The following is a 12562-nucleotide window of genomic DNA, read 5'->3' as shown; positions in this document are numbered from 1 at the left end:
TAAAGCTTGCTTATAAACAATTCAAGTTCATAGGTAGCAGACTATTATTATAGGAAGCTAATTCTGTCGCGATCGCTACTTTTAAGATTAGAGCAAGAAAATTTAAATAATAATGATCGACAATCCGCTACGTGTTTTATTAATTATCGAACAATGTAATCCGGACTGCCCGTCGGTTCCTTTAGTCGGATATAATTTTTATAAAGAAATTGCTAAATTATTTGATGTCACGCTGGTCACTCACGAACGAAATCAAATAGCTCTTCAAAAAAGACTAAGCCACGACAAAATTATTTATATTTCAGAAAGTAACTTTAGCAAACGATACTATCAATTAGTAGCAGGATTGACAACATTTCAAGGAAGAAAAAATTGGCCTTTGTATAATGCCTTGTGCTATCCCATTTATGAAGAATTTAATCGCCAAGTTTATCGGGAACTCAAACAATCGATCTTGAAAGGAGATTACGATATAGTCCATGCCATTACTCCAATGATGCCTAGATATCCCGTGAAAGTCGTTAAACTGTGTCAGGAAACTCCTTTTATTCTAGGACCAGTCAATGGAGGCGTTCCTTTTCCTCCAGGATTTAAAGCAGTAGCTAGACAAGAATTTGCCTACTTTAATTTTTTAAGGGGAATTGGTCGATCGCTAATTCCAGGTTATGCAGAAACTTATCAGAAAGCCGATCGAGTTTTGGCAGGTTCGACTTATACTTTTAAGCTGATAAAAAAACTATTTAATCTCCCAAAACGCAGGCTTCAATTGTTTTATGAAAATGGGGTATCAAAAGATTTCTTAATCGAAAAGAAATCAAAAATACAACATAAAAACTTCGTCAATTTATTATTTGTTGGCAGATTAGTTCCGTATAAGGGAGCCGATATACTTCTGGATGCTGTGAGTTTTCTAGAAACAACAATTAAAGAAAAAGTTCGAGTGACTTTTGTAGGAGATGGTTCGGAGAGAAGCGTCTTAGAGAATAAAGTACGAGAGAGACAGTTAACTCATCTTGTAGATTTTGTCGGTTGGCTCGACCAGGAAGATACTCTAAAATACTATAGGCAAGCAGATATTTTTTGTTTTCCTTCTATCCGAGAATTTGGCGGAGCCGTTATATTAGAAGCTATGGCTTGCGGTCTTCCTTGCATTGTGGCTAATAACGGTGGAATTAGCGAATATGTAACTGAAAAAACAGGGTTTAAGATAGAACCCATCTCTAGAGAATATCTGACTCAGGAATTAGCTGAAAAAATCATCTTATTAGTTAAAAATGAAAGCTTAAGGCAGCAAATGTCTGCTAATGCGATTGAAAGAGCGCGAGAATTTGAGTGGGGAGAAAAAGTGAAAAAAATTGCGAAAATTTATTATGAAACGGTCGAGCAAAAGAAAAAAGTTCTAGAACCAGTAGGAAGATAATAAATCTACAAGATGAACCTTAGAAATCCCTGGCGATCGCGATTTTATCCAAAAAGATTCAAAAAAATACTTAATAACCCGATTATTGCTTTTCTAGAAACAGTGCTATTAACCATTGCAATCGATCGGCATTCCCCTTTTTCGCCTAGAATATTCCACAGACTAAATAAATAAGATCGGATGGTGACTTTGGATACTGATTGGACAGCTAATCTAGAAAAAATTGCAGCGATTGCCCGTTCCGTGGGTTGGGGTGCTGCCGATATTTTGCGTTCATACTACCATAGCCAAAAAAATCCAGAAAATCTGGAGCTAGAAGGAAATAAGAAAGATGGTCCCGTAACAGCAGCAGATCTTGCCACTAATCACTACATTTTAGAAAAACTCCAAGCGAGTTTTGGAATGCAAAACTTTGGCTATCTAAGTGAAGAAACCCATCAAGGAACCGATCCCGTTCCCTTCCCTTGGGTATGGATTATCGATCCGCTTGATGGCACCAGGGACTTTATCGACAAAACCGGAGAATATGCCATTCACATTGCCCTAACTTATCAAGGTCGTCCCGTCGTGGCAATAGTAGCAGTACCCGAAGCAGAAAAACTATATTTTGCTATTAAAGATAAGGGAACTTGTGTAGAAACCCTTCAAGGTGAAGTTGCGCCAATACGAGTCTCAGAACGCAATAATATCGAAGATTTATCCCTGGTTGTCAGTCGTACCCATAGAGACGAACGCTTTCAAAAACTGATCGATCGCCTTCCCATCAGAGGACGCAACTACGTCGGCAGCGTCGGCTGTAAAATTGCCACGATTCTAGAACAGCAGTCAGATATTTACATCTCCCTCTCTGGCAAATCCGCACCCAAAGACTGGGATTTTGCAGCTCCAGAACTCATTCTCACGGAAGCCGGCGGAAAGTTTACCCACTTTAATGGCGATCCCCTCACCTACAACAAGGGAGACGTAAAGCAATGGGGAGGGTTATTGGCAAGCAATGGACTTTGCCACGAAATGCTCTGCCAGAAAGCAACAGAACTCTTAGAACAGATAGATACAGAAGGCTAAATGGCGATGATAGTTAGTGGTTAAGAGTTAGTAGGTGGTAGAAATTGTAACTAACTACTAACTGAGGAGTTGCTCGTGACGCGAAGCGAGTTCGGCAGGTGTTATCAGTTCATATTCTTCAAAGGGTTGATGAATCCAGGGATTATCTGGTAAATAATCCACATAATAATCTGGCGCGATCGCAGAACGAGCTTTGTACCAAATGACAGCCGTGCGAATCTGTTCGATCTCGCTTCCATAGCGTTCTTCTAGCCAGCGAATCGCTTCTTTGAAGCTAATCCCAGAATCAACTAAATCGTCTACCAACAGCACTCGACTCCCTAATGTTTCTGTCGTCATCGATAGGTGCTTTGAGAAAACAATTTTTCCTTGAATTCGATTGTTCTTTCCGCCGTAAGACGAAGCCGAGAGAATCGCCAGAGGCTGTTTGTATATACGGCAAAGGATATCTCCGACGCGCAATCCTCCTTTTGCCAAACAGACAATTTGATTGAAATTCCAGCCAGAACGATAGATTTTGACGGCTAAAGTTTCAATATTTCGATGATACTGTTCCCAGGAAACGTATAAATTTGACATCTTCCAAGTTAACTCGCATTTCTTAGAAAGTAGTTCTTGCTCGCTTAATTAGTCAACTTTCTTGAATTCAACTCGCTTGTTGAGCCAGCGAGAAGCGATCGAGTTCATATTCGCTATACTCACCGACAACTTTTTCTACTAACTGACAGACAATTGCGTAGAGTTCGGATGGTTTGGTGTGGCTGGTAATATCAGCTTTGGCAACGTAGCCAAAAAAAGAAGTAGGAATTCTGTCTGTGATACTGAAGCTTTCACCGCCATAGTAATGAAGACAGATTTCTGAAGAAGCGGTTTTTAGTCTTTTTTGAATTTTAGATAACGTTACAAATACTTTAATTTTTAAGTCGAGCGTGTCAATTGGCATTCTCATTTCACCCTCATTTCCAGTCATTGCTAGCAATTTCTTTATTTTTATTTAATTATCTTACTTTTTTACTTTTAATAATTCATGGGAGTTATTACCGAAGTTACAACTGTACCTTTTGATCGCTTAAGAGGAACTGCTTAAGGGGAACTACTGTTTTCATCTAACTGATGCCACAACCGAAGAGATAATATTATTTGCACGAAATTTGCACGAAGCTATTGAGGCTTATGATATCTGACCGCATTATCGTTCCCTTGGACGTACCCACTCTAGAAGACGCGATCGCAACCTTAGACAAACTCCCTCAAGTTAGTTTTTGGAAGGTTGGATTAGAATTATTCGTCAGTACGGGCACGCAAATTCTCTATATCCTTAAAGAACGCCAAAAACGAATTTTCCTAGACTTAAAATTTCACGATATTCCTAACACCATCGCGGGGGCTTGTTGTTCGGCAAAAGCCTACAACGTCGATTTTTTGACCCTTCACGCTACAGCAGGTCGCCAAGCTCTCCAAGCTGCTGCACAAGCCGTTGGCGGAGATGATTTCCGTCCAAAGTTACTTGCCATTACCATACTTACCAGTTTAAACTCACGAGAGTTAGCTTTTGACCTAAAAATCCCCTTAGAACTGCCGGAGTATGCACTACAGATGGCACTATTAGCAAAAGAGTCAGGTTTAGACGGGGCAGTTTGTTCTCCTCAAGAAGTCGCCCAACTGCGACGGGTTTGTGGGGATGATTTCCTGCTAGTTTGTCCCGGGGTGCGACCGAGTTGGTCTCAAGCAGGCGATCAACGACGGGTAATGACCCCTCACGCTGCTATTAAAGCGGGGGCTGACTATTTGGTTATCGGTCGTCCGATTACGGCGGCGGCTAATCCAGTTGAAGCGTGGGAAAGAATTTGCGAAGAATTAGCCACGGTTGGATAAAGTTGTGGGTACTGGGAGTGCTAACTGCCGCGAGTTGGTGGACTATTCAGCGTTTAGCCGTCAGCATTGAGCGTTCCTCCTGTCCTGCCGATTTAGAAACCTTAACCGATCTCCTCCTCGAAGATCTCCCTAGTTATGCTAATCGGCTCATACAACGAGCAAGAAAGCCAGACAGAACCCCTTATTTATCTACCTACGTCATCGTGGCAGGAAGACCTGAATTTAAGCCCCTTACTCTCAACGGTCGTCAATATAAACCCGTTTTGCCCGACACGTCCAAGCAAGTATTTTTTACAACCTTAGAACGACAGTACAATCGCAATCATGTTGTGGAAGCCCAAAATTATCACTGGTTGTTTCTTACCCAAACGCAAGACGGTTGGAGATTGGTTCTGATTTATACCCAGTTTGGTTCTCCTTCGGGTGAGAAACCCCCTACACCTCCCCAAGAAACCAGCAGTGGCATAATCGGTCAGGCAATTCGTCTTTGGTTAAGGGATTGTCGTGCGGGTGCGATTAGAAGTCAAGGATAACAAAGAGGATTTGACATTTAAGCAAGTGCTTAACTAAAATAAAAATAAATTAAGTATTTGCTTAAATATTAATTTTTAGATGAGCCGACCTACTGCTAGTGCCGATACCTTTATTGCGCTCGCAGATCCCACCCGACGAGCCATCTTGGATCGATTACGGCTGGGCGAACAATCGGTCAAGCATCTAGCCGAGCCATTTTCGATGTCCCTACCAGCCATCTCCCAGCATTTGCAGGTGCTTGCAGAAGCAGGTTTAGTAACCCAGCGAAGAGTGGGACGACAGCGCTTCTATCGCCTGAACCCCGAACCGTTAAAGCAGGTTTCTGATTGGGTTGCTTGTTACGAGCAGTTTTGGGAAGAAAAACTGGATGCCCTCGGTCACTATTTGGAGGAAAACCCATGACTCAAACTGTGAAGATCGATGTTTTTATCCCTACCCGCCCGAAAAAGTCTGGAAAGTGTTGACCAACCGCCGCGCCTTAGCAGCTTGGCTGATGGAGAATGACTTTGAGCCTCGTTTGGGGCATAAATTTCAGTTTTACGGCGATTCGTTGCCGGGATTGAGAACGAAGATTCAGTGCGGGGTAATCGAATTAGACGAACCCAAGCGTCTCGCCTACACCTGGCAAGAGCGACCCACTGCCGAACCTTCTTTAGTCATCTGGACGTTGATTGCTGTAGACGGAGGAACTCAATTGCAATTAAAGCATTTAGAAACGCGTTACGCAGCAGCGATCGCAACTTCTCCCAAAGCGCCAATTGCCATTCCTAAGAGAGTTGCGGAGCAAGGAATCTCTCGATTGCATCCACAGGCGATGATGCTAAATTCTTGCGGGCATCCTCTCTATCAAACAACTGACATTCAACCGCCGATACTCATTACTATCCTCACTTGTCCCGTCCCGCTCATTTAGCTGGGGTATTAAATGCGATACTTCTCATTAAACCTTGAACCTACTCGCAAAGTATAAAGACAAAACTTTCATGACAATAACGCGATCGCCATCTCCAAACATAGTTTGGAGAAAGGCTTAAAAGCTAAGTCTGGCAAGGAAAAAGCAAATGTTTTCTAATTTTTGGATATGGTGAATTATGACTCTTCCCGATCGCCCAGAGATTCCAATCGCGATTCTGCCTTCAGATAAAGAAGAGAAAACTTGGCTCATAAGTAAGAAGTGTGCGGAGTAACCAGTGAGGCAATGAAGGCAGGGCAGATGCGTTTGAGGTTTCCCTTGAACTCAAAAATAGCAACATAACCACTCAGGCGCTCTTGGTGAACACCCTTAAAGGAGCTCAAGAAATTCCTCATATCTGTCCACATCCCTTCAACTGTGTTGACATGAACTTCTCGAAGCCCATCTCCCTCATCATCCCTTGCCCATTCATGCTGACTATGACAAACAGTAGCATGAGGACGAATGACGTGATTATAACTGGCTGATTCGTCAGTGAAGAGCTGACTCTCAATTACTGTGAATTGATGCACATGATTAACCAGTATTTCACCTGTAGTGTTCCTCACTACTCGCAATCGGACTTGCCCACTGTTTCGTCCAACCGTTCCAACCACTGGTGGTCGGTCATGATCCTAGGTGCCTTTACCTCGTCGTTTGTTCCCTCGTCGTCGAGGTGGGTCAAACGGGTCAAGATGCTGCTCTCCTTTTTTCCCCGCATTCTGAAACATCTCATCGGTTTCAGTTCGAGTGTCAGGTACGGGTTCCTGCGATTGTAACTGCTCGGCACGAGCTTGCAGTTGATGAGGTAAGGTTAACACCGTTTTGTAATTTGACTGTAATTCTCCTGCCAAGCTTTTAGTGGACTCTCCCTTGAGGATGCCTCGCAACAACAACACAACCCGTTCAGGTCTCAGGTGATGTTGCGCTAGTAACGTGCCACTGTAGAGGTTGTAAGTGTGGTCGCACACACGACAGCGATAAACTCTCAACTGAGAGCGATGCGTGGTTCTAAATCTTCGGGCTTGTTCCACCCCAGCTTTACAGTTGGGACAGCTCAAGCCATCCGGATGAAAATGCTCCAAAATCCACTGCCTGCATTTGTCTCGATTGAGCAAATCGTTCAGGGGAAATTCCATAGCATGCTGACATTACTTCTCCTGCACATATTTTACACATGAGCCGAAAACTTTTGACATTTATTCTCGCTTGCTAGCAGAGCGAGTAATTTTTTTGAGAGGAGAACTGACAGAAGAAACAGCTAATCTCATCCTCACACAAATGCTGTTTCTCGATGCTGAAGATCCAGAGAAAGACATTACATTTTTAATTAATAGTTCTGGAAGTTCGGCGATCGCGGCAATGACTGTTTACGATACAATAAACCAAATTCGCCCGGATGTATGCACTGTCTGCATTGGCACTGCTGCCGCGATGGGTGCATTCTTGCTTGGTTGTGGAGCGAAAAACAAAAGATACGCTCTGCCCAATGCTCGGATTACGCCGCGCCAACCGTCGGGAAACGCTGAAGGACAAGCCAGCGATGTTGAGGTAGCAGCACGAGAAATTGTCTATCTCAGAGATTTGATTAACGGGATACTTGCCACCAATACTGGGAAATCGAAGGAACAGATCGACCGCGACTCGGAACGAGACTTTATCATGAGCGCCGAAGAAGCAAGAGACTATGGATTAATCGATCGCGTCATCAATGATAAGCTGTCTTCTTAAGGCGTACTAGGCGATGCCCAGCACTAATATCCCTAAGCGAACTTTTTTGGAGCGATCTCAGTCATAGAGTTTTATGTCTTAACTCGGATCGAATGCCAAGTAAAGTCATAATTTTTTAAGGTTCATCTCACAAGTAAATGAAAACAAATATACGAACATGGAAATCAAATCATTCACTTTCGACAGAAAAATCACTAGGTATTCTCAATGAAAATGGAAGCTAAATTACCCCAATTGCTAAAAAATTTTAGTTTGGAAAATGACAATCCAACAAGTCTAGATGAGCTTATAAATGCTCTTTATTGGTACGCTAATACTCAAGCCCAGCTAGCCAAGAAAAGAAAGCAAATCGAATTAGCGATGCAATGGGAATACCGAGTTAGAGCTTTAGATAAGGCTTGCCAAACTTTGGATGAAATTAACCCAGACGATTTAGAATTTTTGATTTATTGAAACTTTTTAATTTGACAAAATTAACTGAGAACCTCGCTCGGTTTTGCGAACTTCGATGCGATGCTGAAAAGCCTCTTTAAATTGAGGCATGTGAGTGACGGTTAGAATACAGGCAAAATCGGCAGCGATCGCATTAATTGCAGCAATTAATCGGTCGCATCCTTCACTATCTTGCGTCCCAAAACCTTCATCGACAATTAACATTTGTAAGGCAGTTCCTGCACGCTGAGCTAATAATCTCGCCAAAGCTAAACGAATAGAAAAATTAATCCGAAATGCTTCTCCGCCCGAATAGGTTTCGTAGGCACGAGTTCCTCTAGCATCAGCAATTAAAATATCTAATGTATCGATTAATTTAGAATTTTTCCTCTTAGAAACGCTGCGTCCCGCCTTTTGCGTTAAAAATTGTACGTGCAATTGATTGCCTGTCAATCGCGCTAAAATTTGATTGGTTTCTGCCTCTAACTGAGGTAAAATATTTTCAATCATTAGCGTTTGAATACCATTTTTCCCAAATGCCTGCGCTAATTCTTGATAGATTCGATATTGTTTTTTGACTTCTTTTAATTGTTTGCAGTTTTCCTCGTATTGAATTTGCAAGTTTTCTAATTGAGTTAACGTTTGTTTCCAACGTCCCTGCTGGGCTAAAAATTCGTCAATTTGTCGCTGTTGCTGTTGAATTTTTGCTTCTAGGGCTTGAATTTCTTCTCGACAATCGGTGGTTTTTTCCATTTGAGCAATTAGGCTATCTAATTGTTCTTTCATCGTCACGCGATCGCCCAATCTTACTTGTAGAAGTTGTTCTAGTTGTTGGAGGCGATTTTGCAATTGGGGATACTGTTGTTTTGCTTGTTTTAATTCTTGATAGCGCAATTGCCAAGGTTGCGCTTGGCGCAGAGAATTGATTAGGTTTTGATGGCGCGATCGCTCGTAACCCAATTCAGTAAGATATCGTTCCAATCGCTCAATTTGTTTTTGAATTTCGGAACTGGTTCGCAACTGTTCTAACTGAGTTTGCAAGCGCTCTATTTGAGCGACAAGTTTGGGTTTTTTTGCATCGATAGCACTTTGACGGCGACTGGCATCATCCAGCTTAGCTTGTTTAATTTCTGCCCATCGCCATTTTTCAACTTCCCCTCTGACTAGAGCATGGGTTTGTTCGTCATAATTGAGACGTTGTATTTCCTGATTGAGTAATTGCAATTCTGTCTGTAAATCTTGAGCATATAGTTTGCTTGATAATAAATATTCAACTCGTGCGATTTCTCCTCGAACTTGCTTAAGCTTACTATTAACTTCACTAATAGCTTCTAACTGTGCTTCTAGCTGTCCGAATTGCTGCTGTAGAGAAGTATAAGGAGTTAATTCTTCCTTCAATTGTTGATATTCAATTCGTAAATTTTGTAATTCTCTTTCATAGGCAGTAATTTGTTCCTGAAAACTCCAGATTTGTTCTTGGATTTCTTGCTGTTGAGTTTGAGTTTTATAAATAACATTATGACGATAATGTTCGTCTAAATCCTGTTCGCATAGCGGACAAACTGCATTAGGAATTTGCAGGAGCTTTAGCTTTTCTTTTAATTCTTCTAATTGTTCTTCACAAATTTTTTGATTGGTTTGCAATCGCTCTTTATAACTCTTTCTTTCTTGTCCTTTTTCTTCAATGCGCTTCTGATAAACTTGTTTTTTTTCTAATTCTTGAATTTTGGCATCTACTGCTAGCGCAGCTTGACGTATTTCTGGAACTTTAGCCAATTCTTCTAGATACTGTGCTTCGGAAGAACGGAGTTGTTCTAATTGTGCTGTCAGTCTTGCCTGCGCGCGTTCGATATCGGTTTGTAGAGTGTAGCGTCTCTGCAATAAAGGGGAAACTTGATGTTGTAAGTCGTCAAGTTCTCTTAGACGTTGGCGATGGTGGCGAAGTTGTTCTAACCCTGCTTGGATTTCAGCAGAACGAGATAAAATTTGTTGCAGTTCTTGTTCTTGTTGTTGTAGGGATTCTAAACGGGTTTGTCCCTGTCGAATTTGTAAATTTAGTTCGTTAGTTTGTTGAATCAGTTGTTGTTCGAGTTCTTGTCTGTGTTGTTGTGCGTCTTGGTAGGCTTGAAACTTTAAAGACAAGGTTTCTTCTTCTTGTTGCAAGCTTAGTAATTGTTGGTATTCGGCAACAATTTCTGGCTCTCGATCGAGAAATCTTTCTAGTTCGGCAATCTGATTTTTTAGTTCGATTTGTTCGGTTTTTAGCCGCTCGCAGTCTTGCAATAAATTTTGATATTGAGTTTGTTGCCAACTAAGTTGTTGATACCAACTTTGTCGCTGATGTTCTCCTGCTTGTAATTGAAGTAATTTCTCGCGATCGCTTTCTTGCGCTAGTTGAAATTTTATTAACTCCTTTTCTAAATTAGTCAGCTGAGAAACAACCGTATCTCTCTGTTCTAATTGTTTTTCTATTGGTTGTAAACTTAATTCTAATTGTTCCGCTTGCCCCTTAAATTGTTTCGATATATCTTTAGCTTGCTCGGCTAATTCTTCATAGCGATCCAGTTTGAGTAAATCGGCTAAAATTTGCTTGCGTTCGTTGGGACGGCGCAACATAAATTCATCGGCTCGTCCCTGACGTAAGTAAGCTGAATTAATAAAGGTATCATAATCGAGTTTTAAATAAGAAATAATTTGTTCTTGAGTTGCTCGCAAACTTTTGGCAGTGACAGAACGGAAATCTCCTCCATTTTCTATCTGAAACTCTAAGGAACTATTTCGTCCCCGATTGCGAGTGCGAATAATGCGATAGATTTGACTATTGCTACTAAATTGAAAATCGACTCGCACGTATTCCGCCCCTGCATGAATGATGTCATCATCGCTAGCAGCCCGACTTTGACCCCAAATTACCCAAGTAATTGCTTCTAGTAAAGAAGATTTTCCCGCGCCATTAGCTCCACATATGCAGGCAGTATGTAGTCCCCGAAAATCTAGGGTTGCTTCCCGGTAACTGAGAAAGTTTTTGAGCGTCAGTTGTAGCGGAATCATGCAAGATTAGTTGTCATGTCAGTAATTATCGATCGCGCAATTGGAAATCGAACAACATTTTTTTATTAATTTTCTTAAGAGTACCTCTGTACTCTTGCCTAGTTTATCGATGCGATCGCGTAAAATTCCAGCGTTGGCGCTGGAAACTTTGCAATTCTTAATAACTTAACTAAAAGAAGCTTACCTTGAATCTTCTTGCCAAATCGCCTTCTCCGTTTGGGGATCGAATAAATGTATTCTCTCTGGCACGGGAGTCAGCCAAATGCAATCGCCGAGATCTACCCGCTCATCTGGAGGAATTCTGGCGATAAGCGAGAGAGTGGAATCGTCAACGGGATGGACGGAGATATAGGTATCGTTGCCCAGGGCTTCGACCAAATCGACTTGCACGGGTAAACTATCGGGGGCGGGAGAACTGAGCTTAAAATGCTCCGGTCGAACCCCCAACAGCAGGGATCGCCCATTATAGGGTTGCAGCCATGGCGACCAGAGATCGGGTAAGGTCAATCGAAAGCAAGAGTGAACGACTGTGAGGGGCGCTTCTACCTCCACCGAGAAGAAATTCATTGGGGGCGAACCGATAAATTCTGCCACGAAGCGATTCGCCGGACGGTTGTAGATATCTAACGGTCGAGCTAGTTGCTGGATCTCTCCCTCATTGATTACGGCAATGCGATCGCCCATCGTCATTGCTTCTGTTTGGTCGTGGGTGACGTAGATGGTGGTTACGCCGAGTTGACGTTGCAGTTTGACGATCTGGGTGCGAGTTTCTGCCCGCAGCTTGGCATCCAGGTTGGATAGCGGTTCGTCCATCAAAAACACCTGGGGATTGCGAGCGATCGCCCTTCCCAAGGCAACCCGTTGTTTTTGTCCGCCTGATAGCTGTCTGGGCAAGCGATCTAACAGTAACTCGATCTGCAACAATTGAGCGACTTTTCTAACCCGTTCGTCGATCGCTTTTTCTTTGTAGGTCATGTAGCGCAATTTTCTAGGCAGATTTCTCGTCACTCCTGCTAGGATATCTCCCATCAGGCTAGTCTTTTTGTCTTTACTGCCCATGCGTCGCAAGCCGAAAGCGATATTATCATAAACGCTTAAATGGGGATAGAGGGCGTAATTTTGGAAAACCATGGCGATATCGCGTTCTTTGGGCGGTAAAGGATTGACCAAGCGATCGCCAACCCAAATATTTCCCCCGGTCGGTTCTTCTAAACCCGCGATCAGGCGTAGCAGCGTACTTTTTCCACAACCGGATGGTCCTACCAGCACCATAAATTCCCCGTCCTCGATCGCGAGGTTGATGGAGCGCAAGACGCTGACATAAGCAGACTTGTCATCTTTTTTCTGGCGATCGGATGTAGGTACAGCCGCCTGTTTCCCCATTCGCTGGGGAAAGCTTTTGTAAATGTTTTCTAAAACAACTTTTGCCACTTTCGGAAATTGTTGACAGCGTTTGGTTAGCTAGAGAGGCGAAACGCCGTTCGCCCATCGCAGTTACAGGT

At 42.6% G+C, this 12562-nt stretch carries 13 protein-coding genes and 1 pseudogene; 8 read left to right on the top strand and 6 right to left on the bottom strand.

What is annotated here, in order from left to right; all coding sequences use genetic code 11:
- Positions 1–112 precede the first annotated feature (112 nt).
- Positions 113–1420, top strand: a complete 1308-nt coding sequence (locus PLE7327_RS12445; RefSeq protein WP_015144177.1) for a glycosyltransferase family 4 protein — start codon at positions 113–115, stop codon at positions 1418–1420.
- Between the two features lie 180 nt (positions 1421–1600).
- The gene (locus PLE7327_RS12440; protein ID WP_015144176.1) at positions 1601–2485 is read left to right on the top strand and encodes a 3'(2'),5'-bisphosphate nucleotidase CysQ; all 885 of its coding nucleotides are present in this window, start codon (positions 1601–1603) and stop codon (positions 2483–2485) included.
- A 57-nt stretch (positions 2486–2542) separates the two neighbouring features.
- Here PLE7327_RS12440 and PLE7327_RS12435 read toward each other — a convergent pair whose 3' ends face one another.
- Together PLE7327_RS12435 and PLE7327_RS12430 are read right to left on the bottom strand one after the other, a co-directional pair.
- Positions 2543–3064 carry a phosphoribosyltransferase gene (locus PLE7327_RS12435; RefSeq protein ID WP_015144175.1) on the bottom strand — a complete coding sequence of 174 codons (522 nt, stop codon included), beginning with the start codon at positions 3062–3064 and terminating at the stop codon, positions 2543–2545.
- 67 nt (positions 3065–3131) lie between these two features.
- Positions 3132–3428, bottom strand: a complete 297-nt coding sequence (locus PLE7327_RS12430; RefSeq protein ID WP_041392102.1) for a hypothetical protein — start codon at positions 3426–3428, stop codon at positions 3132–3134.
- Between the two features lie 230 nt (positions 3429–3658).
- Here PLE7327_RS12430 and pyrF point away from each other — a divergent pair, with 230 nt between their 5' ends.
- The 4 genes from pyrF to PLE7327_RS24030 all read left to right on the top strand — a co-directional run bounded on the left by pyrF (position 3659) and on the right by PLE7327_RS24030 (position 5807).
- Positions 3659–4360 carry an orotidine-5'-phosphate decarboxylase gene (pyrF, locus tag PLE7327_RS12425; protein WP_015144173.1) on the top strand — a complete coding sequence of 234 codons (702 nt, stop codon included), beginning with the start codon at positions 3659–3661 and terminating at the stop codon, positions 4358–4360.
- Positions 4321–4893: a hypothetical protein gene (locus PLE7327_RS12420; protein ID WP_041392100.1), complete on the top strand. Its 573-nt coding sequence runs from the start codon at positions 4321–4323 to the stop codon at positions 4891–4893. Before pyrF ends, PLE7327_RS12420 begins: the two co-directional genes overlap by 40 nt.
- A gap of 79 nt (positions 4894–4972) precedes the next feature.
- Entirely contained in the window at positions 4973–5296 is a 324-nt protein-coding gene (locus tag PLE7327_RS12415) for a helix-turn-helix transcriptional regulator (protein ID WP_015144171.1), read from the top strand.
- Complete coding sequence (locus PLE7327_RS24030) at positions 5262–5807, top strand: SRPBCC domain-containing protein (protein ID WP_015144170.1); 546 nt, start codon at positions 5262–5264, stop codon at positions 5805–5807. The genes PLE7327_RS12415 and PLE7327_RS24030 overlap by 35 nt, the downstream gene beginning before the upstream one ends.
- 248 nt (positions 5808–6055) lie before the next feature.
- Here PLE7327_RS24030 and PLE7327_RS26585 read toward each other — a convergent pair.
- Both PLE7327_RS26585 and PLE7327_RS12400 read right to left on the bottom strand, forming a co-directional pair.
- Positions 6056–6466 (bottom strand): annotated as a pseudogene (locus PLE7327_RS26585) (transposase); the annotation flags it as partial.
- Positions 6467–6481: 15 nt separating this feature from the next.
- Positions 6482–6985 carry a hypothetical protein gene (locus PLE7327_RS12400; protein ID WP_051036432.1) on the bottom strand — a complete coding sequence of 168 codons (504 nt, stop codon included), beginning with the start codon at positions 6983–6985 and terminating at the stop codon, positions 6482–6484.
- Positions 6986–7043: 58 nt separating this feature from the next.
- Here PLE7327_RS12400 and PLE7327_RS12395 point away from each other — a divergent pair, with 58 nt between their 5' ends.
- Positions 7044–7577, top strand: a complete 534-nt coding sequence (locus tag PLE7327_RS12395; RefSeq protein ID WP_051036431.1) for an ATP-dependent Clp protease proteolytic subunit — start codon at positions 7044–7046, stop codon at positions 7575–7577.
- A gap of 207 nt (positions 7578–7784) precedes the next feature.
- Positions 7785–8030: a hypothetical protein gene (locus tag PLE7327_RS12390; RefSeq protein ID WP_015144168.1), complete on the top strand. Its 246-nt coding sequence runs from the start codon at positions 7785–7787 to the stop codon at positions 8028–8030.
- A 6-nt stretch (positions 8031–8036) separates the two neighbouring features.
- Here the strand turns inward: PLE7327_RS12390 and sbcC are convergent, their stop codons facing one another.
- A complete protein-coding gene (sbcC, locus tag PLE7327_RS12385) occupies positions 8037–11060 on the bottom strand; it encodes an exonuclease subunit SbcC (RefSeq protein ID WP_015144167.1) in 3024 nt (1007 codons plus the stop codon).
- A 180-nt stretch (positions 11061–11240) separates the two neighbouring features.
- On the bottom strand, positions 11241–12491 hold the full coding sequence (locus tag PLE7327_RS12380; RefSeq protein ID WP_041392098.1) for an ABC transporter ATP-binding protein: 1251 nt from the start codon (positions 12489–12491) through the stop codon (positions 11241–11243).
- Positions 12492–12562 lie beyond the last annotated feature (71 nt).

Origin of the sequence: Pleurocapsa sp. PCC 7327 (assembly GCF_000317025.1) — a bacterium.
GTDB lineage: Bacteria > Cyanobacteriota > Cyanobacteriia > Cyanobacteriales > Microcystaceae > Hydrococcus.
This window is presented reverse-complemented; position numbering and strand designations above follow the sequence as displayed.

What these genes read in the sequence shown, in the direction of transcription:
- PLE7327_RS12445 (WP_015144177.1), top strand. Translation starts at nt 113, where the DNA reads ATGATCGACAATCCGCTACGTGTTTTATTAATTATCGAACAATGTAAT.
- PLE7327_RS12440 (WP_015144176.1), top strand. Translation starts at nt 1,601, where the DNA reads ATGGTGACTTTGGATACTGATTGGACAGCTAATCTAGAAAAAATTGCA.
- PLE7327_RS12435 (WP_015144175.1), bottom strand. Translation starts at nt 3,064, where the DNA reads ATGTCAAATTTATACGTTTCCTGGGAACAGTATCATCGAAATATTGAA.
- PLE7327_RS12430 (WP_041392102.1), bottom strand. Translation starts at nt 3,428, where the DNA reads ATGCCAATTGACACGCTCGACTTAAAAATTAAAGTATTTGTAACGTTA.
- pyrF (WP_015144173.1), top strand. Translation starts at nt 3,659, where the DNA reads ATGATATCTGACCGCATTATCGTTCCCTTGGACGTACCCACTCTAGAA.
- PLE7327_RS12415 (WP_015144171.1), top strand. Translation starts at nt 4,973, where the DNA reads ATGAGCCGACCTACTGCTAGTGCCGATACCTTTATTGCGCTCGCAGAT.
- PLE7327_RS24030 (WP_015144170.1), top strand. Translation starts at nt 5,262, where the DNA reads ATGCCCTCGGTCACTATTTGGAGGAAAACCCATGACTCAAACTGTGAA.
- PLE7327_RS12400 (WP_051036432.1), bottom strand. Translation starts at nt 6,985, where the DNA reads ATGGAATTTCCCCTGAACGATTTGCTCAATCGAGACAAATGCAGGCAG.
- PLE7327_RS12390 (WP_015144168.1), top strand. Translation starts at nt 7,785, where the DNA reads ATGAAAATGGAAGCTAAATTACCCCAATTGCTAAAAAATTTTAGTTTG.
- sbcC (WP_015144167.1), bottom strand. Translation starts at nt 11,060, where the DNA reads ATGATTCCGCTACAACTGACGCTCAAAAACTTTCTCAGTTACCGGGAA.